The organism is Micromonospora sp. AMSO12t (genome assembly GCF_008806585.1).
Taxonomy (GTDB): Bacteria; Actinomycetota; Actinomycetes; order Mycobacteriales; family Micromonosporaceae; genus Micromonospora; species Micromonospora reichwaldensis.
The window spans coordinates 21,460-47,002 of sequence record NZ_WAAS01000022.1; the positions used below are offsets into that span (position 1 = coordinate 21,460).

At 73.0% G+C, this 25,543-nt stretch carries 20 protein-coding genes; 5 read left to right on the forward strand and 15 right to left on the reverse strand.

The window, feature by feature from the left end; translation table 11 throughout:
* Positions 1-3: 3 nt before the first annotated feature.
* Positions 4-1,725 (reverse strand): acyl-CoA dehydrogenase family protein, encoded by a 1,722-nt coding sequence (locus F6X68_RS05610; RefSeq protein ID WP_151453260.1) that lies wholly within the window; start codon positions 1,723-1,725, stop codon positions 4-6.
* Positions 1,726-1,751: 26 nt separating this feature from the next.
* Entirely contained in the window at positions 1,752-2,303 is a 552-nt protein-coding gene (locus F6X68_RS05615) for a PadR family transcriptional regulator (RefSeq protein WP_151453261.1), read from the reverse strand.
* Between the two features lie 98 nt (positions 2,304-2,401).
* On the opposite strand from F6X68_RS05615, the gene F6X68_RS05620 reads away from it, so the two are divergent.
* From F6X68_RS05620 to F6X68_RS05630, 3 genes are read left to right on the forward strand one after another with little or no spacing between them, the layout of a single operon-like run.
* Entirely contained in the window at positions 2,402-3,127 is a 726-nt protein-coding gene (locus tag F6X68_RS05620; RefSeq protein WP_151453262.1) for a FadR/GntR family transcriptional regulator, read from the forward strand.
* Positions 3,124-3,975, forward strand: a complete 852-nt coding sequence (locus F6X68_RS05625) for a sterol desaturase family protein (protein ID WP_151453263.1) — start codon at positions 3,124-3,126, stop codon at positions 3,973-3,975. The genes F6X68_RS05620 and F6X68_RS05625 overlap by 4 nt, the downstream gene beginning before the upstream one ends.
* Complete coding sequence (locus F6X68_RS05630; RefSeq protein ID WP_151453264.1) at positions 3,972-4,640, forward strand: lysoplasmalogenase; 669 nt, start codon at positions 3,972-3,974, stop codon at positions 4,638-4,640. Before F6X68_RS05625 ends, F6X68_RS05630 begins: the two co-directional genes overlap by 4 nt.
* 60 nt (positions 4,641-4,700) lie before the next feature.
* Here the strand turns inward: F6X68_RS05630 and F6X68_RS05635 are convergent, their stop codons facing one another.
* From F6X68_RS05635 to F6X68_RS05650, 4 genes are all read right to left on the reverse strand, one after another.
* Complete coding sequence (locus F6X68_RS05635) at positions 4,701-5,642, reverse strand: hypothetical protein (RefSeq protein WP_370518911.1); 942 nt, start codon at positions 5,640-5,642, stop codon at positions 4,701-4,703.
* 96 nt (positions 5,643-5,738) lie between these two features.
* On the reverse strand, positions 5,739-6,794 hold the full coding sequence (locus tag F6X68_RS05640; RefSeq protein ID WP_151453265.1) for an enediyne biosynthesis protein: 1,056 nt from the start codon (positions 6,792-6,794) through the stop codon (positions 5,739-5,741).
* A complete protein-coding gene (locus F6X68_RS05645) occupies positions 6,791-8,698 on the reverse strand; it encodes a CRTAC1 family protein (protein ID WP_151453266.1) in 1,908 nt (635 codons plus the stop codon). The genes F6X68_RS05640 and F6X68_RS05645 overlap by 4 nt, the downstream gene beginning before the upstream one ends.
* Before the next feature lie 413 nt (positions 8,699-9,111).
* On the reverse strand, positions 9,112-9,789 hold the full coding sequence (locus F6X68_RS05650; RefSeq protein WP_151453267.1) for a MerR family transcriptional regulator: 678 nt from the start codon (positions 9,787-9,789) through the stop codon (positions 9,112-9,114).
* 458 nt (positions 9,790-10,247) lie between these two features.
* Here F6X68_RS05650 and F6X68_RS05655 point away from each other — a divergent pair, with 458 nt between their 5' ends.
* Complete coding sequence (locus tag F6X68_RS05655; protein ID WP_151453268.1) at positions 10,248-11,024, forward strand: helix-turn-helix domain-containing protein; 777 nt, start codon at positions 10,248-10,250, stop codon at positions 11,022-11,024.
* Positions 11,025-11,387: 363 nt separating this feature from the next.
* On the opposite strand, the gene F6X68_RS05660 is transcribed toward F6X68_RS05655, so the two are convergent.
* The 9 genes from F6X68_RS05660 to F6X68_RS05700 form a co-directional block, all read right to left on the reverse strand.
* Positions 11,388-12,749, reverse strand: a complete 1,362-nt coding sequence (locus F6X68_RS05660; RefSeq protein WP_151453269.1) for a cytochrome P450 — start codon at positions 12,747-12,749, stop codon at positions 11,388-11,390.
* Positions 12,746-13,279, reverse strand: coding sequence for a flavin reductase family protein (locus F6X68_RS05665; protein ID WP_151453270.1), 534 nt, complete (start codon positions 13,277-13,279; stop codon positions 12,746-12,748). Before F6X68_RS05665 ends, F6X68_RS05660 begins: the two co-directional genes overlap by 4 nt.
* A 20-nt stretch (positions 13,280-13,299) precedes the next feature.
* Positions 13,300-13,740 (reverse strand): thioesterase family protein, encoded by a 441-nt coding sequence (locus tag F6X68_RS05670; RefSeq protein ID WP_132238187.1) that lies wholly within the window; start codon positions 13,738-13,740, stop codon positions 13,300-13,302.
* 3 nt (positions 13,741-13,743) lie between these two features.
* On the reverse strand, positions 13,744-19,566 hold the full coding sequence (locus F6X68_RS05675) for a type I polyketide synthase (RefSeq protein WP_151453271.1): 5,823 nt from the start codon (positions 19,564-19,566) through the stop codon (positions 13,744-13,746).
* Positions 19,567-19,639: 73 nt separating this feature from the next.
* Positions 19,640-20,602, reverse strand: coding sequence for a DUF1702 family protein (locus F6X68_RS05680; RefSeq protein ID WP_151453272.1), 963 nt, complete (start codon positions 20,600-20,602; stop codon positions 19,640-19,642).
* Positions 20,603-20,787: 185 nt separating this feature from the next.
* Positions 20,788-21,783, reverse strand: coding sequence for a DUF1702 family protein (locus F6X68_RS05685; protein WP_151453273.1), 996 nt, complete (start codon positions 21,781-21,783; stop codon positions 20,788-20,790).
* Between the two features lie 135 nt (positions 21,784-21,918).
* Positions 21,919-22,524 (reverse strand): copper resistance protein CopC, encoded by a 606-nt coding sequence (locus F6X68_RS05690; protein ID WP_151453274.1) that lies wholly within the window; start codon positions 22,522-22,524, stop codon positions 21,919-21,921.
* Positions 22,521-23,099 carry a hypothetical protein gene (locus F6X68_RS05695; RefSeq protein WP_225852009.1) on the reverse strand — a complete coding sequence of 193 codons (579 nt, stop codon included), beginning with the start codon at positions 23,097-23,099 and terminating at the stop codon, positions 22,521-22,523. Before F6X68_RS05695 ends, F6X68_RS05690 begins: the two co-directional genes overlap by 4 nt.
* Positions 23,100-23,212: 113 nt before the next feature.
* Positions 23,213-24,286, reverse strand: coding sequence for a carboxymuconolactone decarboxylase family protein (locus F6X68_RS05700; RefSeq protein ID WP_151453275.1), 1,074 nt, complete (start codon positions 24,284-24,286; stop codon positions 23,213-23,215).
* Positions 24,287-24,481: 195 nt separating this feature from the next.
* Here F6X68_RS05700 and F6X68_RS05705 point away from each other — a divergent pair, with 195 nt between their 5' ends.
* The gene (locus F6X68_RS05705; RefSeq protein ID WP_151453276.1) at positions 24,482-25,543 is read left to right on the forward strand and encodes an SDR family NAD(P)-dependent oxidoreductase; all 1,062 of its coding nucleotides are present in this window, start codon (positions 24,482-24,484) and stop codon (positions 25,541-25,543) included.

A 25,543-nucleotide genomic window follows, 5' to 3' on the forward strand; every position in this document is an offset into this window, starting at 1 on the left:
GCGTCAGGGGCGCATCTCGTACGCGCCGCTGAGCGCCGCCACCCGCGCCCACATCCGCGCCGTGCGCCCCGGGTCCGCCACGGGCCGGCGGACGTGCGCCAGCGCCCAGGCGGCCTGCTCCCCAGTGGTCGCCGCCCGGCCGTGCAGGTCGATGGCGTACGCGGAGAAGTCGCGGACCAGGACGTCGAATATCTCGTCGAGCACGTCGCGGTCCAGGCCGGTCAGCTCGGCCTGCTCCAGGATCAGGTGGCCGTAGACGATCAGCGCGAAGAGCTGGCCGAGGGCGAGCAGGAAGTCGAGGTCGCGCTGCTGCTCCTCGCTCGGGGCGTGGGCGGCCAGCAGCGCGCAGAAGCCGTCGGCCTGCTCGCGGAAGCGGGCGACGTTGGGCACCTCGGCGTGGGCGTCGTAGGCGGCGCGCCAGTCGTGGAACCGGATCGTGCCGAGGCCCCGGGCCGGGCCCTGCCGGAAGAGGAACTCGTCGTCGGCGGCGTCGTGCCGGGTCGGCACCGGCGGGTGTTCGGCCGGGTGGAACAGGTAGTTGGCCATGAACTTCATGATCAGTGTGAGGTTGACGTGCACCGTTCCTTCGAGCTTGGGCAGCCCGCGGATGTCCTTGGCGGCCTTGTCGAAGTAGGTGTCCGCCTCGAAGCCCTTGGCGGCGATGACGTCCCAGAGCAGGTCGACGACCCGCTCGCCCTCGGTGGTGACCTTCATCTTGGTCATCGGGTTGAACAGCAGGTAGCGGCGGTCGTCCGGGCCCGCCGAGCGGAAGTAGTCGACGGCGCGGTCGCTGAACAGCTTCATCGCGACCAGGCGCGCGTACGCGTCGGTCAGCTCGCGCCGCACGTGCGGGAAGTCGGTGACCCGCCGGCCGTAGAGGACCCGGTTGTGGGCGTGGGTCACGGCCTCGTACATGGCGTGCTCGCAGATGCCGATCGAGGCGGTGCAGAGGTTGAACTTGCCCACGTTGACGGTGTTGAGCGCGGCGTCGAACGCGGCCCGCCCGGTGTGCAGCACGTCCTCGGGGCGCACCGGGTAGTCCTCGAGGCGGAACTCGCTGACGTACATCTGTGCGTTCACCACGTTGCGGACCAGGTGGTAGTCGGGATGGCGGCTGTCGGCGGCGAAGAAGACGTAGCCGTCCGGTCCCTCGACGTCGGCGCGGCGGCCGAAGACGGAGACCAGTCCGGCGACGTTGCCGTTGCCGATGTAGTACTTGGCGCCGGTGGCGCGGAACCCGCCGTCGCCGTCGGGGGTGAGCATCATGTCGGTGGAGTAGATGTCCGCGCCGTGGGCGCGCTCGGAGAGGCCAAACGCCATCACGTGGCCGTCGGCGAGCAGCCCGGCGGCGCGGGCCCGCGCGGCGGCGTTGTCGCTCTGCCAGACCGGGCCGAGGCCGAGCACCGTGACCTGCCAGGTGTACCAGTAGCCGAGGCCGTAGAAGCCGAGGATCTCGCTGAGCGCGGCGTTGCGCGCGGTGTCCCAGCGCCTCGCCGGGTCCCCTCCCCCGTCAGCGGCCGGCGTGCAGAAGGCGGCGAACAGCCCCTCCTTCGCGGCGAAGTCCAGGAAGTCGGCGTACCACTCGTGCCGGTCGTAGGAGTCGAGCAGCGCCTCCTTCCCCCGGCCCTCGAACCAGTCGACGGTGGCCCGCAGCAGCCGGCGGGAGGTGTCGTCGAGGTGGGTGGGGTCGTAGCTGTGCGGGTCGAGCAGGAGCGAGTCCGCCATGACGGGACTCCCTTCGGTGGGGTGGGTCAGTCGTCCAGGGTGCGCAGGGTGGCCAGCACGTCGTCGAGCCAGGCGAGCACCATCCGCTCGTACTCGATGCCGCCGCGCAGTACGACGTGCTGGAGCGCCGCTGCGGCGTCGGGCGCGGCGGCGTCGGGGAAGTCGCGCCGCTCGCCGGCCAGGTAGCGGGCGAGCGTCTCCTCGTGGGTGGCGCGGTAGCGCTCGACCTCGGCGACGAGCGCGGCGCGGCCGGCGGCGTCGTCGAAGGCGGCCCCGCGGATCTTGACGGCCAGTTCGTGCCGGACCGCCTCGGGTTGGACGGGCGCGCGCAGCCAGTCCACCAGCGCGGACCGGCCGGCCGGCGCCACCGAGAAGGACCGCTTGTCGGGGCGGCCCTCCTGGCCGATCTCCTCGGCGGTGACCCAGCCGTCGGCCTCCATCCGCTTCAGCACCCGGTAGATCTGCTGGTGGGTGGCCGTCCAGAAGCGGCCGATGGAGCGCTCGAAACGCCGGGCCAGCTCGTAGCCGGAGCCCGGCCGTTCGAGCAGGGAGACCAGGATCGCGTGTTCGAGCGCCATGCCCGCCATCCTGCTATGCAACTCGTTGCATAGCAAGCGTCGAATCGACTGGTCCAACCAGTTGACGGGTTGATGTGGTCTGCCCCACACTCCACGGCATGGCGTTCGCTCCCGTCCCCCGCTCGTCGGTCTCCGACCACGTCTTCGGCCAGATCCGCGACGCGATCGTCAGCGGCGTCTACCGCCCCGACGAGGCGCTGCCCGGCGAGCGGGAGTTGGCCGCCACCTTCGGGGTCAACCGGCACGCCGTGCGGGAGGCCCTGCGCCGCCTTCAGCAGCTCGGCCTGGTGCGGGTCAGCCAGGGCGACGCCACCCGGGTGCTGGACTGGCGGGTGCACGCCGGGCTCGATCTCGCCCTGTCGCTCACCCGCTTCCACGACACCCTCCCGGTGGACACCCTGGTCCGCGACATGCTGGAGATGCGGGCCTGCATCGGCGTCGACGCGGCCCGGCTCTGCGCCGAGCGCGGCGACCCGGCGGTGCGGGCCGCGATCCTGCGGGCCGTCGAGGAGTACGCGGGCCTGGCGCCGGACCTCACCGGGATGGGCGAGGCCACCATCGTGCTCTGGCGACACATCGTCGCCGGCTCCGGCAACACCGCCTACCTGCTGGCCTTCAACAGCCTCGTGGCCGGCGCGCTCGCCGTCGGCGAGGTCCCGCCGCAGCGGCGCGCCGCGGAACTGCTCGACGTCGCGGGCCACCGCCGGCTCGCCGACGCCGTCGTCACCGGCCGGTCCGCCGACGCCGCCCGCGAGGCACGGGCCCTGCTCACCGCCCCCCTCACCACCCCCGCCGCAGCACCGAGAAGGGAAGCCCGGGCATGATCCCCGCCGTGCTCTACGCCGTACCGGCGTTCCTGCTCCTCATCGTCGTCGAGGCGCTCTCCTACCGGTTCGCCCCCGACGACGGCGAACGCGGGTACGAGCTGCGCGACACCGTCACCAGCCTGACCATGGGCGCCGGCAGCCAGGTCATCGGCGTGCCGTGGAAGCTGGCGACGATCGGCCTCTACGCCGCCGCGTACACCGTCACGCCGATCCAGCTCTCCCCCACCAGCGTCTGGACGTGGGTGCTGCTGTTCTTCGCCGACGACCTCGCCTACTACTGGTTCCACCGCTCCCACCACGAGGTGCGGCTGCTCTGGGCCGGGCACGTGGTGCACCACTCCAGCGTCTTCTTCAACCTCTCCACGGCCCTGCGGCAGAGCTGGACCCCGATGACGTCCGTACCGTTCTGGCTGGGCCTGGCGCTGCTCGGCATCCCGCCCTGGATGATCTTCCTCCAGCAGTCGGTCAGCCTGCTGTACCAGTTCTTCCTGCACACCGAGCGGGTCGGCCGGCTGCCCCGGCCCGTCGAGTGGTTCTTCAACACGCCCTCGCACCACCGGGTCCACCACGGCGCCAACGCCGAGTACCTCGACCGCAACTACGGCGGCATCCTGATCGTCTGGGACCGGCTGTTCGGCACGTTCGAGCCAGAGCGGGCAACCGTCCGCTACGGCCTGACCAAGAACGTCGGCACGTACAACCCGCTGCGGGTGGCGACGCACGAGTACCGGGCGATCTGGGCCGACGCCCGGGCCGCCTCGTCCTGGCGGCACCGCCTCGGCCACGTGTTCGGCCGGCCGGGCTGGCAGCCCACCCCGCAGGCGCAGCCGGCGGTGGCCCGATGAGCATCCTCTGGCTGTTCGGTGTGGTGGCCGCCGTCGAGCTGATCGGCGTGGCGACCGACTCGACCCTCCTGCAGTGGCTGGCCAAGCCCCTGCTCGCGCCGGTGCTGCTGGTCCACCTGCTGCGGGTACGCCGACGCGTCGACCCCGTGGCCGTCGGGCTGGTCTTCGCTACCGGCGGCGACATCGCGCTGCTGGTCTCCGGCGACACGGCGTTCCTCGTCGGCATGGGCTGCTTCCTCGGCACCCAGGTGGCCTTCCTGACCGCCTTCCTGCGCCACCGGCGCCCGCCGGTCGTCGCGGTCGCCGCCTACCTCGCCTGCTGGGTGGCGGCGAACCTGGTGCTGTGGAACTCCCTCGGCCCGCTGCGGCTGCCGGTGCTCGGCTACAGCCTCGCGCTCAGCCTGATGGCCGCCGCCGCGGCCGGCGTCTCCCGGCGGGTGGCCCTGGGCGGTGGGCTGTTCCTGGTCTCCGACCTGCTGATCGGGATGGACGCCGCCGGCTCCCGGATCCCCGGCCACGGCCTGGCCGTGATGACCACCTACATCGCGGCCCTGCTGCTGATCACGACCGGCTGGATGGCGGCCACCGCCGGGCGTGCCCGGCGCACGGCCGGCACCGGCAGCCCCGCGCGCGCCCCGGGGCCGGTGCCCGGCAACGCCCGTTGACCGGGCCGACGGCGCCCCCGGTCCAGCCCGGACCGGGGGCGCCGTCGGTCGTCGCGCCGGTCAGTTGTACGGCATCGTCGGGAACCAGCCCACACCGAAGATCGCGGGCACGCGCAGGTCCCAGTACACGACGGTGAAGACGCCCAGCGCGACCAGCAGCGCGCCGGTCACGGTCGCGGCCCGGCGCGGCGACGCCATCCAGGCGAGGAACCGACCCCGGCTGGCCAGGATCAGGACCGCGAAGAGCGCCGCGACGATCAGCACGTTGCCCAGCGACTGGAGGGCGAAGGCGAGCGCGCCGTACCCCGGGTTGCCGGTGTCGACCGCCCAGTGGAACAGCTTGTTGAACAGCGGGTACGGCCGGCCGACCAGGAACCCCCCGACCAGGGCGCCCATGACGACCACCCGCGCCACCGGCCGGCGCGCGAAGACGTCGGGCAGCAGGCCGAGGGCCGCCAGCCCGAGGTAGGTCAGCGCGAGGCCGATCAGGCCGAAGACCACCGACGACTGGATCAGGCGTACGGGCATCCCGCCCACGGTGTCCGTGGACAGCTGCGGCAGCCGTTCGCCGAGGAGCACCCCGAGCGCGCCGTAGGTCGCCGACACCGCCAGCATGCCGACCGTCAACCAGGCGACGGGCCGCAGCAGCGACCGTACGCTGTGGCGGCGCCCGGCCGCGCCGGCCTGGCTCATCGGGCCGACCGAGGCCGCCATCGCGATGTTGCAGGCGGTGAAGGTCCCGGCGAAGCCGGACACGAAGGCGAACAGCAGCCCCGCCGCGGTGCCGGTGATGGCGGTGCCCTTCGCGTCGTGGCCCAACAGGGTGTCGGCGACGGTGTCGCCGATCACCGAGTCCACCAGCTCGAACGACCAGAGCACGGCGAGCAGCACGCCCGCCGCGGCGCTGATCACCGCCGTCCGTCTGGGGCGGGCCACCGGCCGGGGTACGGATTGCGGCGGCACACCTCGCGGTGGGGCCTGCGGGCTGTGGTGCACGCTCATCGCCTCGCTCTCCTCTCTGCCGTGCGGGTCGGTCGGAACGAGGTCCGTCGCCGGCGCGCCCACCCGGGGCCGCGCCGGCGACGGACCGCCCGTGCGTCAGGTGACGGCGGGCCGCGCCTCCGGCGTGTTCGCACGCCGGGAGCGGTCACGCAGCCAGATGCCCCACCAGAGCAGGCCCCGGGCGAGACAGACGATCGTCACGGCGAAGAAGAGCGTGTAGACGACGTTGAAGGTGATCAGCACGCCGTACACGCCGGCGACGCTCGCGCCGAACATGAACTGGGCCCGACCCGAGCTGGGCGTCGTGCCCGGGTCGGTGATCATGTAGTTGGTGAAGAGCACGAACGCGACACCGGTGATCGGCAGCAGGGCCGCCCAGAGGGCGACGTCCCAGATGAAGTGCCGCACGAGCGCCTGGATGACGAAGCCGCCCACCCAGCCCACGACCAGCGGGATCTTCTTGGTCAGCACCCCGTTGAGCACCGTGCCGGCCGTCAGGATGACCAGCGGCACGAGGATCCGGATCATGTCCGGGACGTCCTCGGTGAAGTGGTACGGCGGGGCGATGTTGACCCAGGAGAAGGCCACCAGGGTCACCGTGATGCCGAAGTTCGACGGGTTCATGAAGTGCCGCATGCGGCCCTTGATCGGCGCCAGGAAGATCGCCTTCTGGCCGATGGCGACGACCACCGCGAAGGCGATCGGCCAGAAGTTGTCGTTGGCGTAGAGCAGCATGTTCGCGGCGAGCGCGGTGATGTGGGTGGGCAGCAGGAACGTGTACATGCCCCAGGCGCCGTTGCCGGTGAAGGCGGCGGGGCGCTTGTTGGCGCGGGCGGTGACCAGCTCGACCACGATCTCGGTGGCGTAACCGACCGCCAGGGCGAGCAGCGGCCAGGTCCAGGGCTGCTCGAAGCCGAGCACCGTGTAGCCGAGGATGTTGAAGATGCTCATGGAGAGGGCGAAGTTGCGCAGGGCCAGGTAGCGGGGGTCCCGCCGGTCGACCCTCGGGGGAGCTCCGGGCGTGGCCGCCACCGCCGCGTTGCGGTCGAAGGTGACGGTCGGCGCCGGGCCGACCGGGGCGTCGGCGACCGCGGTGCCCCCCACCCCCCTCACGTCGGTGTCGGTGCGGGCGCTGTCTCGGACGTCGGTCATTTGGCGTTCATCTCCTGGGCTTTGTCCGTGAGCATGATCGTGTGCCAGCCCGCGGCGAGGTCGAGGGTCTGCTTGTGCACGCCACCGTTCAGGTCGCGCCAGGCGATCTCCGCCGAGACCGGCTTGGCGCCGGCGTCACCGAGACCGAAGAAGACGTCGAAGCTGCGCTTGCCCGAGTGGCCGCTGCCGCCGTCGAGCTGGGCGACGCGGGTACGACCGTCCGCGGTCTTCACCCGGACCTGGGCCCCGTACGCGGGCGTGCCGCGGCCGTCCTCACCGGGGCGGCACAGGCGCAGGCCGAGGAAGTTGCCGCTGCCGGGCTTGTCGTTGCGGTAGTAGGACGGGGCGCCCCACTGGCGGGCCACCGCGAAGTCCTGACCCCCGTCGCCGTTGGTGTCGGCGACGGCCACCCCACGGCTGGGGGTGCTGTCGGTCATGCCGAGCTCGGCGCTGATGTTCGCGTAACGCCCGTTCTTCTCCCGCACCCAGAACGCGAACGGCTCGGAGCCGGCGATGTCGTCGCCCGGCTCGGCCTTGGGCCACATGGCCGGGTTACGGAGCATGAGGTCGTTGCTCATGGCCAGTTCCTGCAGCCAGGACCAACGATTGATCTTGCCCTTGACGAACCCGGCGGTCTGGACCACCGACATCTCGCCGCTGTTGTCGAAGTCCGCGATCTTGGCGTCCCAGCCCCAGCCGACCCAGGCCATGTTGAGTTCGGCGGCCTTGTTGTCGAAGACGGCCTTGCCCTCGCTCAACCGCTTGCGGGCGTCGGCCAGGCTCGACGAGTTGTTGCGCCAGACGAAGTTGCTCTCCTCCAAGCCCCAGGAGGTGGTGATGTTGCTGACGAACATGTCGAACTTGCCGGTGCCGCCGAGGTCGCCGAACTCGATGGACATGCCCTTGAACGAGTCGTGGCCGACCACCATGGACTTCGGGGTGAGCGCGCCGCGGCGGCCCTCCGCCATCGCGAAGCGGATCTGCCCCGGCGTGGAGACGTTGTGGAAGAAGCGGTCCCGTCCGAAGTCGTTGGCCAGGTACAGCTCGGGCAGCAGGTCGCCGTCGATGTCGGCGGAACCGGCGCCGAGGGTCCAGCCGGTCGCGTACTGCGGCGGGATGGCGGACTGCTCGACGTACGTCGCGGTCGGGTTGTCGCCGCTGGTGGCGGCGGTCCAGCGCAGCACGTGCGCCCCGCCGGCGTTCTGCGCCCGGGACAGCGAGTGGTTCATCTCGACGTTCGGCTGGCCGGCCGGGTCGAGCACCTGGCTGTCGGGGAAGTAGTTGAAGACGCCGATGTCCGGCCGGCCGTCGCCGTCGAAGTCCGCGACCGCGACCGCGTTGGTGTTCCAGAACTTGCCCTGGTACTCGCCGCCGGAGGAGGACGGCTGGCCGATCAGTTCGGTGGGGTGGTAGGTCCCCAGGGCCAGCGGTCCGGCGGCGGAGGCGCGGTGCAGGAACAGCACCGGCGTACGACCCCAGTAGTAGGCGAGCAGGTCGGTGCGGCCGTCGCCGTTGAAGTCGCCGGGCACGCAGCCCATCGGCGCCATCGACTTGTGGGTGGGCAGGGGCGCGGGGTCCAGCACGAAGGGTGCGTACCGGGCGGGCCCGTCGGGCGACGGCGTGACGATGACGCTGTCGCTGCGGGTGTCGACCAGGCAGAGGTCGTTGGCGATCATGTCGCCGTCGAGGTCGTTGGCCGCGACGGCGGCGCCGACCGACGACACCCAGGCGCGGATGTGCTCGTACTCGGGATTGACGGGCCGCACGGAGCGCTCGGGAAGGCCGGGCGGCAGCGCGATCGGCAGCTCGGTGAAGCCGAACCGCGACGCCAGCGTCTGACGCTCCTCGGCCGACGCGCTGGGCAGCCGGGCGACGGCGAAGAACGCGGCCACGAGGACCAACACGAAGACAGCGGGAATGATTCGGCGGATGGCGCCGACGGGTTGGGATGGCAAGGGGTTCCCCTCCAGATTGGGCCACCACCCGTGCCGTGCAGCGGCTGATCTCGCCGTGCGGCCGGGTCTGGCGACGGGCAGTGTCGCCGACCGAGAAATGGAGTGAATTGTCCCGGCGACAATTTTATCGCTGTCATCCATCGGCAGTTCATTGCCGCAGGAACGGGGCATTCACTCACGCGGAGCGCTACGGCGTACGTAGCCGGCGCTGCCCATTCTCAGCCGATCGAGGCATGGCGTGCGGTCCCTTCACGATGCCTGGTGAACCGGCCGCGAAAGTCGCCGCCGGCCCACTTATGGTCGCGGGAGCACGGCTTGAGTTCTTCTCAAAAGTTGCTCAGTGGCCGAGGGGCGCGCACACGTTACCGGCCGGTTGGATCCGGCATCTCACCCGTTCGAGGACCGCACTCAACCGCATTCAGTGGGAATCGCAGGGCGGCGTGGTGCTCGTGCGCCATGCGGCGCAGGGCGGACAGGGCGACCCCGAACAGGACGCTGCGCACGATCGCGGGACCCTTCTCGGTCCCGCCGTCGCCGGCGAGCAGGTCGAGTTCCGCGACGACGAGCTGCTCGGCGGCGCGGGCGTAGGCGAGGAAGAAGGGGGCGTCGGCCTCACAGCCGAGGCTGCGCAGCCCGGCCAGCACCTGTGCCAACACCTCGCCGCCGGAGGCACTGGTCTCGCGGGACCAGCCGAGCGAGTCGGCGAACTCGGCCACCTCCGTGCGTGCGCAGTCCACGGCGGCCCTGCCCAGGGTCTCCGACCCGTCGAGGTAGAGGGCGCGGTCCAGCACCTGGTACGCGTCGCGCAGGCTGACCTCGTCGTCGTCGATGGCCGCCAGGATCTCCCGGACCGACGAGAGGTCGAGCCCGGCGATCCCGCTCAGGGTCCGGATCAGTCGGATCCGGCGCAGGTGCCGCTCGCTGTAGTCCGCCTGGTTGCGACCGGTGGGCAGGCCCGCCGGAAGCAATCCCTCACGCAGATAGAACTTGATCGTCGGGACCGACACGCCACTCTGTCGACTGAGCTCCGAGATACGCACGCGTCCTCCGCCCTGGCGAACGTTTGGGCAATCTTGCCATAGAGATCGATCGCTAGCCATTGATCGATGCTCATCCACGACGGATCGGACACGCCGGCGACGGGGGCGCGGGCCACTTGATCGCCACGCATCGGAACGCGCCGCCGATGTCCGAAAAATTACGCTAAGGATTGATAGAAGGCGGCGCGGATACTGGTGAGTTCCACAATACGAAGCGCAATCTTAGCGATCTTCATCCGGAACGTACAGTGGCACTTGCCAATTCTGGGCAAGAATTGATAAGCCCCCCCTCGTCACTCCGCGCTACTCTCCGAACGCAGAACGTGTTGACCGGCCGTCCGGCCTCGGCTAGCATCGACTGCGGTTAGCGGGGAATAGTGGCGGTCGATGCTCCCAAATGACTCGGCCCAATTCGCCACATCCACACATTGGGATTGTCCGCAATCCGGGGGAGACAAATGCACGACAGCGCAGAGCAGGCAGTGGAACGAGCGATCGACACGATGCGCAGCAATTTATCGGAGCAGTTGACGGTGGACGACATGGCACGCGCAGCCATGTTCAGCAAGTTCCACTTCACGCGGATCTTCCAGCGGGTCACCGGCATCTCGCCCGGTCGGTTCCTGTCCGCGATCCGCCTGCAGGAGGCCAAGCGGCTGCTCACCACGACCAGGCTCAACGTCACGGACATCAGCCTCCGGGTGGGCTACAACAGCGTCGGCACGTTCAGCACCAGGTTCACCAAGAGCGTCGGCCTGCCACCCACCACGTACCGGCGGATGGGCGGCTTCGCCCCGCGCATCCCCACCCAACGCCCGTCGGGCCAGACGCACGGCACCATCACCGGGCGGGTCACCGCCCCCGCCCGCGGGCCGGTGCCCGGGCTCATCTTCATGGGGCTGTTCCAGCACCGCATCCCCGAGGGCCCGCCAGCACGCTGCGCCATCATGGAGTCGCCGGGCGTCTACCGCTTCGTGAACGTGCCCGACGGCACCTGGTACCTGCTGTGCCACTCCGTCTCGGGCGACGTGCTCCGGCTCCAGCAGGACACCATGATGGTGTCCGCGGTGGGTCCGCTGGTCGTCCGCGGCCGGCAGACCCTGACCGCGGACGCCCACCTCAAGGAGGTGTCCAAGATAGACCCACCGGTGCTCCTGGCCCTGCTCGACAGCCGGAAGGCGGCGAGCGAACGCCAGGCCCAGGGGGAGAACCGGGCCGAGGTGTACGCGGCCTGACCCGCCCACCGGGGGAGCACCGCGTACCCCTCGGGCGGCGCTCCCCACCGCCGCGTCACCCGCGGTCGGCCACGAGGTACCCCGGCCGTCGGCGCCAGCAACGGCGTCGACGGCCGGGGTACCGCCATGTCCGCCGACGGACCGCCTCGTGCACGCCGCCGGGCCGCACCCGTGCACGCCGCCGCGTCACGCCCCGTTCACGCGCTCCCCCGCGTCACGCCGGCGCTCCCGTCACGCCCCGCGTCCACGTCCCCGCGTCACGCCAGCGCGGAGCCGGCGTCCGTCCGGGGCGGTGCGGACGCCCGGGCGGACACACGGCGGTCCCGCGGACGCCGTGGCGCCCGCGGGACCGCTGCGCGGCAATCAGTCGACCTTGTGCACCGTCATCGGCAGCCCGCCGCGCACCCGCAGCGACAGCATCGGCTCGGGCACCACCGGACGGCCCGGCACCCCGGCCAGGCGCACGTCCCGCAGCAGCATGGCCAGGACGAGGGTGGCCTCCATCATGCCCAGGTTGTTGCCCACGCAGAACCGTGGGCCGGCGCCGAACGGGATGTACGCGTACCGGGGGCGCTCCGTGCTGCGCGACGGGTCGAAGCGGTCCGGGTCGAACCGGTCCGGCTCGTCCCAGAACCGGGGATGCCGATGCAGGGTGTACGGGGAGATGAGGATGTCCGCCCCCGCCGGCACGTGGTACCCGCCGATCTCGTCGGCCTGCTGGGCCTTGCGGGGCAGGAGCCAGACCGGCGGATAGAGCCGGATGGCCTCCTCCACCACCATCGCCGTGAAGCGCAGCCGGTGCAGGTCCTCGTACCCGGGCAGCCGGTCGCCCAGCACCGTCACGGCCTCCTCGCGGACCCGCTGCCGGATCTCCGGATGCCGGTCGAGCAGGTGCAGGCTCCAGCCCAGCGTGCTGGCCGTCGTCTCGTGCCCGGCCAGCAGCAGCGTGACCAGCTCGTCGCGCAGCCGCTGCCGGGCCACCCGCGGGTCCTTCTCGAGCCGGGTCGAGATGATCAGGCGGGAGAGCACGTCGTCGCGGCCGTCCACGTTCCGGCCCCGGCCGGCGACGAGCTCGTCGACGACCTGCTGGAGGTGGCGACGGGCGCGCCGGAAGCGCAACTGCCGGGGCAGCGGGATCCACGGCGGCACCGCGCTGAGCGTCTCCAGCTCGAACATCGCCTGGTCCTGCACGGCGGCGAACGACCCGCCGACGCCGTGGAAGCCGCTCAGCTCGGCGTCGAGCAGGGTCCGCCCGAGCACCCCGAGGGTCAGTGTGGTCATCTCCTCCAGCACGTCCACCGGAGGGCCGCCGGCCCGCGCCGCCAGCCGCTCGACCAGCAGCGCGGCCTCCTCGCCGATCACCCCCGCGTACTGGGCGAGCCGTCCCTTCTGGAACGCCGGCTGGATCACCTTGCGCTGCTTGCGCCACAGCTCACCCTCGCTGGTGAGCAGGCCGTCACCGAGCGCCCGGCGGGCGTGCACCAGGCCGATGCCCTTCTGGTAGTTGGCGCTGTTGTCCGACAGGACGTGCTTGGCGTGGTCGGGGTGGTTGAAGAAGTAGAGCTGCTTGGGGCCGACCGGCAGCCGGGCGGCGTCGCCGTACCGCTCCGCGGCCAGGGTCATCATCCGCAGCCGGTCCCGGCCCATCAGGACCAGCATCTGCAGGCCGGCGGAGCGGGGCGGGCCCGGCGGCGTGCGCCGGGCGGCTCCCTCGATCGTCGTCATGCCGCCTCACTCCGCTCCCGCTCGACCTGACGGAACCGTCCGGAGAGGAAGAGCAGGGCCTCCCCGTCCGACCGGCGCTCCAGGGAGAGCAGCCGGCCGAGGAAGATGGTGTGGTCACCGCCGTCGTAGGAACGCCACACCTCGCACTCGAAGTGGGCGAGGGCGCCGCTGATCAGCGGCGCTCCCGTCGTCGCGCCCGGCCGCCAGTCCACCTGGTCGAACTGCTCGCCGCCGAGCGGTCGCCGCCCGTCAGCGAAGTACCGGGCCACCTTCTCCTGGTCGTCGGTCAGCACCGAGACCCCGAACTCCCGGGTCTCGGAGAGACAGGCGTGCATCACCGCGTTCCGGTCGACGCACACCAGCACCAACGGCGGGTCGAGCGACACCGAGGTGAACGAGTTGGCGGTCATCCCGTGCGGGGTGGCACCGCCGACGGTCACCACCGTGACGCCGGTCGCGAATGCGCCGTACGCCCGCCGCAGTGCCGTCACGTCGGGCGTCCCGACGGTGAGTGTTCGCTGTACGTCCACGACGTCTCCTCCTCGCGCCGTCAGGTGCGCCGCGCCGAGGTGTACGGCGCGAGCGCCGTCACCAGTGCCTCCGGCACCCTCGCCGGCGCGGTGCGGGTGTTCGGGCCGCGCATGCAGGCGATGCGCTGCCGGCCCCGGGCCACCAGCGTCTCGCCGCCGTCCCGGTCGAGCTTGACGTAGTCGAAGCTGAACTCCAGCTGGGTCTGCGCCAGCTCCACCAGGCGCATCCGGATGGACAGCTCGTCGAACGCGGTGATCTCGGCGAAGAACTCGCAGTCGACCCGGAGGGTGAACAGCTTCAGGTCGTCGCGTACGTCCGCCAGCACGTCCGGCGCCCGTTCCTTCAGGAACATCTCCCGGCAGCGCCCCTGCCAGCGCAGGTAGTTGACGTAGTACACGTTGCCGACGAGGTTGGTCTCCTCGAAGCCCACCGTGTGCAGGTACTCGAAGTACTTGTCCATCGCCTACGCCCGTCCTTCCGTGAGGATCGCGAACGCCATCGGCTGGGGCAGGTCCCGCACGGTTGTGACGAGCGTGGCGATCCGCAGGTCGCCGGAGGCGAAGACCAGCCAGCCGGCCCGGTCCGAGGGCACCGCGGCCAGCGGCGCCCGGTGCGAGAGCCCCGCCTTGCGCAGGCACTCGATCGCCGCCCACACCCGCGTGGCCGCCGCGTCCAGGGACTCCCCGCCGTCGGCGGCGCAAAGCCGGGCGAGGTCGACGTGTGCGCCGAGCAGGCCCTGCCAGACCGACTCCTCCCGGGCGCGTACCGCCTCGACGTCGCAGGCCAGCGGCCCGGTCCCCACCACGCACAGCGTCAGGTCCTCGGCGTGCGCGGCGGAGAGGGACCGCCCGTCGGCCAGCTCGGGGCGGCCGTCCGGCCGGTACGCGACCTCGACCGGCCCGCCCGCGGCCCGGCCGGCGGCCACCGCGGTCCGGGCCCGCCGCCGACGGGTCTCGTCAGGCGTGCCCTGCCCGGACGGCTCGCCGCGCCCGCCCTGCTCCGTCGGGATCGGCTCCACCGCGACGGCGACGTCGCCGCCGACCAGGTCGCCGACCGCCCGCTCCAGGTAGGAGCCGAGCAGCGGCGCCACCCACGGGCCGCGGCCGTCCTTCTTGCGTACCGCCCGCAGCCGCAGGCCCTCCCACCGCTCCACGACCGCACCGTCGGCGGAGCGCAGCGCGATGTCGTAGACGTAGGTGTCGCCGTCGCGGCTGCGCTCCTCGGCGCAGTAGCGGAGCTCCTCTGCCCCGGTCAGGCGGGTCCCCGCCGGGTGCAGCCGCTCGATCCCGGCCGGCAGCAGCGTCGCGTCGGGAACGCAGACCTGGTTGCCGTGCATGAGGGCGTCCCGCACGCCGGGGTCGCCGAGGAGCAGGGCGTCCGGCAGGTAGTCGGCGAACCAGCGCGTCTGCGGAGCCGTGACGACGTCGGCGTCGACGTGCCGGGCGGCCGACCGGTGGTAGCGGCGCAGCCGCTGGAACCGTCCACCCTGGAACAGGATGTCGCCGTACAGGTCGGTGGCGGGCTCCAGCGGCACCGCCGGCAGCCCGGCGGGCACCTGCTCGGGCGGGCCCGCCGGCGGTCGCGTGCCGGTGAAGTGCAGCCGCGCCCGGAAGTGCGCCGCGCTGAACTCCGTCTCCGCGCTGTAGATGACCGCGTCCACGACGTCGTCGTCGACCACGAGGGTGGCGATCCGGATGGTGGTGCTGCCCTCCGGCGGCACCACGATGGGCCGCAGGAACTCGGCCCGCTCGACCACCGGTGTGTCGTCGCGTCCGGTCACCGCCGCGGCGACCTGGGCCATCGCCTCCATGCCGAACACCGCCGGGAACAGCAGGTTGCCGTCCAGCCGGTGGTGGTCCAGGTAGAGGTCGGTGACCGGCTTGAGCTCGGCCTCGGCGACCAGCTCGACGCCGTGGTAGCGCACGAGCGGGCGGTCCACGAACCGCAGCAGCGGCAGCTCCGGACGGTCCATCCGGACCGTGTCGATGCCCTCCGTACGCCCGCTGACCACCACCACCGACGGTGCCTGCGGGTCGGCGAGCAGGCGCCGGAGCATCTGCACGCCCTGGTCGGGGGTGACCGGGGTGATGCCGTCGCGGGTCAGCGCCTCGACCACGGACAGCCGCTCACCCATGCCGACGCCGGACCAGACCGACCACTCCAGGCAGAGGCTGCGGCAGTTCGGGTGACGCCGGCCGAAGTCGACGGTCAGCTCGGCCAGCCAGTCGTTGGCCGTGGCGTAGTGCGCCTCGCCGCGCAGGCCCGCCCGGCCGATGATGCTGCCGAACGTCACCAGCAGGCGCAGCCGGTCGGGGTCGACCGCGTCGAGCACGGCGCGCAGGCCGTCGACCTTCGGCGCGAACGTGCGGCGGAACGCGTCCATGGTGAGGCCGGTCAACGCCGCCGGCTCGTTGCGGCCCGCGCCGTGCAGCACCGCCGTGACCGGTCCCAGCTCGGCGACGAGCCCGTCGACGGCCTGCCGCACCTGCTCCGGGTCGGAGACGTCGGCCCGGGCGTAGCGCACCCGTACGCCGGCGTCCGCCATCCGCTTGAGGTTCGCGGCCAGCTCGTCGTCCTGGGCGGGATCGGAGCGGCCCAGCACGGCCAGGCCGGCGCCGCTGTCGACGGCCATGGCCAGGGCGCACTCCGCGGTGATGCCCTTGCCGCCGCCGGTGACCAGCAGCAGGTCCTCGGCGCCCAGCGGCTGCCGCGTCTCGGCGGGCCGCACCGGCAGCCCGCGCAGGGTCGGCACCCGGCGCCGCCCGGCGGCGTCGTAGCGGACCTCGGCGAACCCGTCCGTGGCGCCGACCTCCGCCGTCACCCGGGCCACGGCCTCCGGCACCGGCGGGGTGTGCACGATGGTGGTGCGCAGCTGCGGCGCCTCCAGCCGTAGCGTCTTGGCCAGCCCGGCCGCGCCCGGTCCCTGCTGGACGAGGACGAAGCGGGTGCCGGGGGCGGCGGCCGTCGCCGCCTGCGCGCCGCGCAGGGCCAGTTCGAGATCGGCCTCGGCGCACCGCTCCGGCAGGCACACCAGCACGCCCGCGCCGAGGCCGGCGGTCTGCAGGGCCGCGCGCAGCGGCTCGGCGAGCGGGTGACCGGCGGGGGCGAACAGCTGCCAGGCTCCGTCGGCCCCGGCCCGGGCGGCGACCGGGGCCGGCGCCTCGTCGAGGTCCACCGACCAGGCCCGGCACCAGTCTGCGACGCCGTGCACGATGGCCGGGCCGGCCGCGTCGGTGTCCCGACCGGTCCGGGCGAGCTGCTCCAGTGCCTCGGCGAGCTGCCCGACGGTGGCCGTCGCGAAGTTGGTGGGAGTCTGCGCGGCCGGCACGCCGAGCTGCTGCGCCGCCTGGTTGACCAGCTGGCCGACGGTGATCGAGCTGAGGTGGAGGTCGTCGAGGAGCTGGCTGCCGTCGTGCACCATCTCCAGCGGCAGCTCCGCCCGCTCGGCGGCCAGCCGGCGCAGCAGTTGCAGGCTCGACTCGCCGGCCGGCTGCTCCGACTCCGGCCGCTGCCCGTTCGCCGTCGACGGGACCGCCGCCCGGACGCCGGCGCCCTTGGGCAGGCTCACCACCGGGGCGGACTCGCAGGGGCTGGCGAAGAAGCGGAAGTTCTGGCCCACCTCGAGCGGCCGGACCAGCCGGTCGTGGAAGAGGGTGCCCTCCACGCCGCCGGCGCCGACGACGTACGCGGCCGCCGCGACCCGCAGCAGGCCCGCCAGCGACTCGTCGTCGGTGTTGAGCGCCACCGCCGGCAGGTCGGTGCTGGCCGCCGCGAGGCCGGAGAGCACCTGCCCCGGGCCGACCTCGACGAAGAGGTCGACCTCCTTGGCGGCGAGGGCCACGGCCTGGCTGAACAGCACCGGGTCGGTGATCTGGCGGTGCAGGAGGGCGGAGACGTCGGTGTCGTGGGCGAGCGGTTCGCCGGTGACGGTGGAGACGACCCGCCGGGTGACGGATCCGAACCGCTCCCCCGCCAGCGCGCCGAGGAAGGCGTCCGCGGCCGGCTCGACCAGCGGGGAGTGGAACGCGTGGGACACCGACAGCCGCGTGGTCCGCAGGCCGGCGGAGCGGGCCCGCTCGCAGGCGTCCTCCACCGCGGCCTCCGAGCCGGCGATCACGGTCTGCTCCGGCCCGTTGTACGCGGCGATCACCACGGACAGGCCGGCGATCAGCCCGGCCACCCGCTCGGGCGGGGCGCCGATGTTGGCCATCGTGCCGGAGGCGCTGTGCTCCCCCATCGTCCGGCCGCGCACGCCGGCGACCCGGAGCAGGGCCTCCTCGTCGAGCACGCCGGCCCAGTGCAGGGCGGCGATCTCGCCGAGGCTGTGCCCGACGGCGACCGTCGCGTCGAGGTTGAGCAGCGACAGCGCCCGCAGGCCGGCGAGCGAACCGGTGACGATCCGCGGCTGGGCCACCGCGGTGGCGACCATGTCGCCGCTGCTCGGCAGCGCCGCCCGCTGGTACACCTCCTCCACGTCGGCGAAGCGGCGGCGCAGCGCGCCACCCGAGGTGCCCTTGCCGGACCCCTGCCCGGGGAAGAGGAAGCCGATGCGGCCCGGGCCGCTCACGTGGCCCAGGAAGCAGCGGCCGTCGGAGGAGAACAGGCGTACCTCGCCGGCGTCGAGGGCGTCGCAGATCCGGCGCAGCTGCCGCTCGCCGTCCTCCGGCGAGGAGACCACCACGCCCGCCCGGTACGGCAGGTCGCGCAGTTCCCGGTGCAGGGTGGCGGCGAGGTCGCCCAGTTGGGCGTACGACACCGTGGGCACGAACTCGACGAGACGCTGCAACCGCTCGCGCAGCTCCTGCGGGCTGCCCCCGTCGACGAGCAGCAGCTCCACGTCCTGCATCGAGGCGGCGAGGTTGCGGAAGCGGCTGTCCAGCCGGGACGAGCGACGCGGCTGCCCGTTCTCCAGCACGATGTGGGTGTTGATGCCGCCGAAGCCCATCGCCGTGATGCCGGCGCGCACCGGCAGGCCGCGCGGCCACGCCTCGGCCTTGCGCAGGGCCCGCAGCGCGGACTGCTCGGCGGTGAGGATCTCGTGCGGGTCGACGCAGCCGATGGTGGGCGGCAGGACCTCGTGGTGGACGGCCATCGCGGCCTTGATCAGGCCGGCGACGCCGGCCGCCGCCTTGGTGTGCCCGATCATGCCCTTGATCGAGCTGATCGCGGCCTGGGCGGCGTTCTCGTCGGCGGTGCGCCGGGCCAGGGACAGGGCCTGGAGCTCGGTGGCGTCGCCCACCTGCGTGCCGGTGCCGTGGCCCTCGAAGAGCCCGACGGTCTCGATGCCGAAGCCGGCCCGGTCGTACGCCCGGCGCAGGGCGAGCTGGTAGCCGGCGACCTCGGGCCGGGTGATGCCGCCCTTGCCGTCGGAGGAGATGCCCCAGCCCGCGATGGTGGCGTAGATGCGGTGCCCCGCCTGGCGGGCCTCGGCCTCGCGCATCAGGACCACCATGCCGCAGCCCTCGCCGGGCCAGAAGCCGTTCGAGCCGCGGTCGTAGACCCGCATCTCGCCGCGCGCCAGCGCGCCGGTCTTGGCGAAGCCGATGATCTCGAAGGGGTCGATGGAGAGGTCGACCCCGCCGGCGACCGCCACGTCGACCTCGCCGTCGGAGAGGGTCTTGCACGCGGTGGCGACGGAGAGCAGCGACGAGGAGCAGGCGCCGTCGACGGTGTAGCCGCCGCCCTTGAAGTCGAAGTGGTTGCAGATGCGCCCGGCGATGGTGTTGGACAGGCCGCCCGCGAGGGTGTCCTCGTCGACCTCCGGGAACGGGCCCTTGAAGGTCGCCTCGAAGTCGTCGAGGAACGTGGTGAGCTGGTCGTCGTCCCAGTCCTGCTCCTTGAGCGCGGCGGCGACCATGCGGCGCACGTAGGGCCAGCGCAGCCGCAGCTGGTTGGCCCGGGAGAACTCGCCGGTCAGCGTGTTGCCGACGACCACGCCGGTGCGCTCGCGGGGCAGTCCCTCCCCCATCGGGAACCCGGCGTCGGCCAGCGCCATGGCCGCCATGTCGAGGGCGAGCCAGTGGGTGAGGTCGGTGGAGCGGTAGGTGCTGCCGGCGATCTTGTAGGCGATGCGGTCGAACTCGTAGCCCTCGATGACCGCCGCGTTGCGGGCGTAGAAGCGGTCGGGCGTGGCCGGGTCCGGATCCCAGTAGTCGTCCAGACTCATCCGCACGTCGGGCAGCCGGCGGAAGGCCCGCCGCCCGGCGAGGGCGTTCTCCCACAGTTCACGGGGCGACGTGGCGTCCGGGTAGCGGCACGCCATCCCCACGACAGCGATCCTTGTCACGAGGTCTCTCCTTCGTTGCGTGCGGTGGTGGACCGCCGGGGCGCGGGACGGGCCGCTGGGTGGGGCGCCACGGTCAGCACCGCCCCTCGAACTCGGCGGCGATGGCCTGGCGCCACCGCTCGTAGGCGGGCGTGCCGCCGTCCTGCCCGCTGGGCAGGGTCACGTCGGTCACCTTCGACGCCTCGGCGGTGGACATGCCGCAGAACACCTGCGTGGCGACCTCGTTGTGCGGGACGACCAGACCGGCGCGTACCCGGGCCCCGGCCGCGAAGGCGCTGCCCTGGGCGAGGTCCACCCGGTAGTCGCCGGCCCGGTCGCGGAACCGGTGCAGGTCCGCCTCGGTGGCTCCCCCGGCGTAGGTGGCGGCGAGGCCCGCCCCGGCGTACAGGTCGGCCCGCCGGTGCGCGGGGAACGCGGCGAAGATCTCCGTCACCCGGTCCACGTCGGTGCCGCCGACGAACCAGGTGGCCCGCCCGATGCCCTGGTCGATGACCCGGTCGGCGTACTCGCGCGGGCCCTCGGCCGGCCACGGGAACCGCGGGTGGCGGTACTGCCCGTACACGTACCGGTCGGTGTGGAAGTACGCCTGGTGGAAGCCGTAGCCGTCGAGCACCAGCCACCGCAGGAGCGGGTCCGGGGCGTACAGCTGGCCCCAGCGGATCCGGGGCAACCGGGCCATCGCCCAGCCCACGCCGACGTACGCCATGTAGACGTGCGCGTCGCCCCGGCCGGCGAGCAGACCCGCCACGTGCCGGGGGCGGCCCGGCCGCAGCGCGTCCCGGACGGCGAAGCCCATCGCGGCGCCCTCGTACGCGAAACCACGAAAACGCGTCGGCACCGTTTCCAGGCGGCGTTCGGCCGCCTCGGTCGTCGGCGCCTCGGCGGCGTATCCGTAACCGGCGAGGAATGAGGCGCCGACGGTTTCGAGCAGCGCCTTCGATTCCTCGTTCTTCACGTGGAATCCGCGCACGTCCATTTTCGTCTCGGAGATATTTGGCGTCAGGATTCTGCGCCGCAGATCACGCAGGCTCTGCATGGCACGTTCCCCCAAAGGGTCGGTGTTTCCGTTTACCGGGGATGGACATCCATTTCGATGATGGCAAGCGCGGGAAGGATTGATTTCTTCAACCTTGCGCACTCGTCGCAACTAGGCGGAACATTCACGTGCACCGTCGACACGCGACGGCACGGCGACCGTCCGGGGGACGACGCGGGCGGTTCTCAGCGACCGTGGTTGATGCCGGCCGGCTCGAAGTGCGCGCGGACGTTGCGCCGCCACACCTCGTACGCGGGCACCGGCCCGGCCGGCTCCGCGCGGACCGCCACGTCGTCGGCGAGCGCCGCGGCGGCGGCCACGGACCGGCCGCCGAGCGCGTGCATCGCCGCCTCGCTGTGCGCCGGCACGTGCCCGGCGTGGCTGCGGGCCTTGGCGGCGAAGACCGCGCCCTGGGCCAGGTCCGGCGCGCACGGGCCGGCGTCGGTGCGCAGCGCGGCGAGCGCCTCGGCGTCGGCGCCGCCGGCGAAGGTGGCGGCGAGCCCCACCCCGCTCCACAGGTCGCCGTGCCGGTCGGCGGCGAAGGCCCGCACGGCCCCGGCCACGTCGGCGGTGCGGGCGCCGTGGATGAACCACAGTGCCCGGCCGAGGCCCTGGTCCGTGGCCCGGAGGAAGTAGTCCCCGTGGCCCTGCCACGGGTACGCCGCCAGCCGCTCCTGCCGGGTCACCCAGCGGTCGAGGTGGAAGTAGGCGCGGTCGAACCCGTAGCCGTCCACGGCCAGCCAGGTCATCGTCGGGTGGTACGGGGAGCCGGTGAGGTCCGGCACGACGTGCCGCCAGAGGGGCCGCGGCAGGCGTGCCATCGCGAAGCCGATGCCGATGTAGGCGAGGAAGAGGTGCGGCGCGCCGGGGCCCCGCAGCAGGTCCCGGGTACGGGTGCCGCGCCTTGGCCCCATCACGTCGAGGATGGTGCAGGCCATCGTGGCGCCCTCGTAGGCGAAGCCGAGCAGTTCCCGGTCGACGAGCGCGAGCCGGCGTTCCAGCTCCCACGGGTCGCGGGTGTCGATGCCCCACTCGAATCCGCAGACGACCGACTGCGGAACCGCCTCCAGCCGGCGGGTGACCTCCGTGGCGGGGCCGGGGAAGCCCCGACGCGCGAAGGTCACCTCCGCGAGCGTCGGCGCCATCAGCAGTCGACGCATGGAGCCCAGTACCGTCGGCATGGCAGATCCCCCTGTCGTTACGACGACGCCGGCCCCGGCCGGCGGGTGACTTCATCGTCACGCCGCGCCGGCCGGGGCCGCGTCTTCTGCTGTGCGCTCATCCGCCGCGACGGGCGGGGCCGCGCGGTGGGCGGGTCACGGGCCGGTGACGGGCCCCCTTCCCCGCTGCGGACGGAGGAACATCAGCAGCAGGGCCACCGCGACGAGGCCCAGGTCGAGCAGGAGGAGCACGCCGTTGATGCCGTCGATCCGGGCGTGGTCGTGGCTGGCGTTCGCGGCCTCGTCCCCGATCGGCGCGGCGACGGGCCCGGCCGGAACGGCGCCGGGGGTCACCGTGAAGCCGGCCAGCCCGGCGACCTGTCGGCCGTCGGGCAACAGGGCCCGGTAGGCCACGCGGTACGCGCCCGGCCCGGCGTCGCGTACCCGCACGGCCAGGCGGCCGTCGCGGACGGCCGCCTTCCCGATCGAGACGACCGCCCCGGTCGGTCCGGTGACGGCCAGGTGCACGTTCTCGGCCGACTCGGCGCCGCCGAGCGTGAGCGTCACCTCGGCGGGCGCGACCCCGACGACCGACCCGTCGCCCGGGTTCAGCATGAACCTCCGGCTCTCGGCCGGAGTGCCGAAGGCCAGCAGCGCCACGATCGACAGCACGATGCCGACCGCGACGGCGATGGCCGCCCGCTGCACCGCCCCGACGGACGTGGGCGGTGCCGGCGGACGGGCGCCGTCCACGGTGGTCATGACGGCTGGGCCGCGACCTCGGGCTGCCGGCAGCTGCACGACATCAGCTCCGCCTCCGCCGGGGAGGGCCGCAGGTGCAGGTACATCGCGATCACCATCGGCACGAAGACGACCGTGTTGTAGAACAGGTGCAGCTCGACCCGGGGGATCACGACCTGGAGCAGGCTGGTGGGCACGGGGCTGTCGAACAGGTGCCGGCCGGTCTGCGCCTGCAACAGCAGCAGCAGGTGCTCGATGTGGTGCCAGAACTGGATCGCCAGGGCGGCGGTCCACCAGCTCCGGCTGCGCCCGACGAAGCCGGGGCGCAGCATCCACAGCCCGACGAGCATCACGATGGCGTAGCCGTAGTGCAGCCACTCCGAGCTGACCAGCCACGGGAACGGCATGCCGAGCACCCCGCGGGCCTCGGGCCGCGACCAGCCCAGGCCCCAGATCTGGTACGCCTGCACCAGGTGCTCGGCCCAGTGCGCGAGCACGATCACGAGAAAGGCGTTCAGGGCCGCCCGATGGTGTGCGCCGTTGAGTGTCGCCCAACGCCCGGAAGCTCCGGGCAGGGTCGCCTGGTAGCTGGTCACGTTTCCTCCTTGGAAGGGTCACGGGCGCGAGAGACACCACGCCCCTCACCCAGCGTGTCGGCTCCGACACGCCGTCACGTCTCCAATGTTGCGCAGTTCGGGTCGGGGATCCGTCAGACCGGCTCGGGCGAGCCGGCGGGGGCGTACCAGGTGCCGACCCGGCGGGCCGCCGCGAAGCTGGCCCAGGCCACCGCGTCGACCAGGGCCGCGTCGCCCGGCTGGTGGCGGCGGAACTCCGTGACCACCTCCTCGTCGACCTGGTAGGAGGCGAACACGGTCAGCAGGGCCAGGCGGCCGGCGGCCCGCTGCGCCTCGGGCAGCGGCGCGATCAGCCGCTCGCACCACTGTCGACTGAGGCCGGTCTCCTCACCCCGCCAGTCGTCGAGGCGTTCCGCGACCAGCTCCCGGACCGCCGGCGGAACGGCCCGCTCGCCGGCCGCCTCGAACGCCGCGTAGGCGCGGGCCATCGCCCCGGCCACGTGCGGGCTGCCCGCCGCCCAGGCGGCCTCCGCCGGCAGCGGCGCCGGCGGCAGCAGCTCCACCGAGCGGCCCGGCTCGCGGGCGTCGCGCAGCGTCCCCTGCAACACCCAGCCGATGCCCCGCTTCAGGCGCCGGCGCGCCCGCGGCGTCAGCCCCGGCGGGAGCAGGAAGTTGGAGAGGAACACGTTGACCACGCGGGCGATGTAGTGGAAGCCCACCACCACGCCGACCAGCTCCGGGCGGTCCCGCTCCGGAAACGGCAGGACCGGCCGCGAGGTCTGCGGCTGGTGTGCCGTACGGCCCCACTCCGCCGCCACCCGGATGCGCCGGTCGGCGATCTCGGTGAGCCGGTCGGCCACGATCGCCTCCGCGTCGTGCTCCGTGGAGAGCTCGTAGAGCCCGACGCTGTGCATGTCCACGCAGTACGGGCAGATGTTCGCCACGGACACCGCGGCGGCCACCGCCTCCTTGGTCGCCCGGTCCACGTTCTCCGTCGGCAGCAGCGGCTCCCGCATCACCATCCAGTACGCCGCCAGCACCTCCGGCGACGGGGAGTGCAGCTGCGCCGGCGGCACCACCAGCTGCATCTCCTGCGCGACCTGCCGGTAGACGGCGTCCACCAGGCCCCGCGCGGACCCCTGCGGCACCGGCGTGACGTAGTTGACCTGGCGCTGGACCACCGACGAGGCCACCCGACGAGCGATCATGATCTGCCTCCTGCTCTGCGCCGCCCCGCCAGACGGTCACGACGACGGCTCCCACGACTGCGGCAATGCCAGTATTGGGAGTCCGGGGGCGCAGGCAACGCCATCGACGCCGGTTGAGCACCCTGGGAGAAGGAGGGCCCGGCGGCGCCCGCCCATGATGGGCGACGACCCAGTCCCCCACCCGCGGGAGTCGCGATGCTGGTCCTGGTAACCGGTGGCACCGGATTCATCGGCTCCCACTCGACGGCGGCCCTCCTCGACGCCGGGCACCGGGTCCGGCTGCTCGTGCGCGACCCGGCCCGCGCCCGGCGGGTGCTGGCGGCGCTGGGCGCCGACGCCGGGCGCGTGGAGCTGGTCACCGGCGACGTCACCGACCCCGCCGACGTGACCCGGGCCGCCGACGGCTGTGCCGCCGCGCTGCACGCCGCCGGCGTGTACAGCTTCGACTCGCGGGACCGGGCGCGGATGCGGGCGGTCAACCTCCGCGGCACCGAGGTGGTGCTCGGGGCGGCGCGGGCGGCGGGCCTCGACCCGATCGTGCACGTCTCCACCTTCGGCGCGCTGCTGCCGGCCACGGGGTCGCCGCTGACCGTCGACTCCCCGGTGGGCGCGCCCCGGGAGGCGTACCTGAGCAGCAAGGCCGCCGCCGAGCACGTGGCGCGCCGGCACCAGGACGACGGGGCACCGGTGGTCATCACCTATCCGCTGGCCTCGCTCGGGCCCGACGACCCGCACCTGGGCGACCAGACGACCCGGGTACGCAACGTGCTGCGCGGGTTGATGCCGCTGTGGCCGACCGGCGGCTTCCCCGTCGGGGACGTGCGGGACGTGGCCCGGCTGCACGCGGCGGTGCTCGAACCGGGGCGCGGCCCCCGCCGCTTCCCGGCCCCCGGCCGGTACGTCACGACGCGGGAGTTCGTCGACGCGCTGCGCCGGGTCACCGGGCGGGCCCTGCCCACCCTCCGGCTGCCGGCCCCGGCCCTGCTGCCGATGGGCCACCTGGTCAGCGCGGCGCAGCGGCTCTCGCCCGTGCACCTGCCCGCCGAGCACGGCGCCATCTACCTGTGCGCCACGGCCCGCCCGATGGACGGCACGCCCACCGAGGAGCTGCTCGGGTCGGCGAGCCGGTCGCTGGACGAGACCCTGACCGACACCGTGCGCTGGCTGCACCGGACCGGGCGGCTGAGCCGCCGGCAGGCCGGGCGCGCCGCGCTCCCGGCGACCGCCCCGCCGCGCCGCGCCACCGAACCGGCCTGA